Here is a 314-nt window from a genome sequence, read left to right as displayed (position 1 = left end):
GCAGCACTGGGTCAACCGCCTTGAGCAGGACGCGGACCTGACCCAGGACAACCTGCTTGGGACCATGATGCAGGAGGTCCAAGACAACCCGCAGGGCATGGGCCTGAACGTCAACGAGGAGGTCCGCGGTCACCAGGTGCAGGTTGCCCGGACCCTCGATGAGATGATGGTTCAGGACGGTGGTCTGGACCTTGAGCAGGTGTACGAGGATATCGCCGGTGAGGGTGACGGCACGTTCCTGGCGAAGTACGTGGACATGCTCCAGTCCCGTGACCTCACGCACAACCAGGATGATCTGGTCGGCAACGACCAAG

The 314-nt window shown here is 61.8% G+C and carries 1 protein-coding gene; it reads left to right on the top strand.

Going from position 1 to position 314, the window contains the following annotated elements; genetic code table 11:
* On the top strand, positions 1-314 hold a 314-nt coding region (locus tag LRG07_RS13865; protein ID WP_238642797.1), incomplete at both ends, for a hypothetical protein.

This window comes from Halorhodospira sp. 9622 (assembly GCF_022228025.1).
Taxonomy (GTDB): Bacteria; Pseudomonadota; Gammaproteobacteria; order Nitrococcales; family Halorhodospiraceae; genus Halorhodospira; species Halorhodospira halophila_A.
This window is presented reverse-complemented; position numbering and strand designations above follow the sequence as displayed.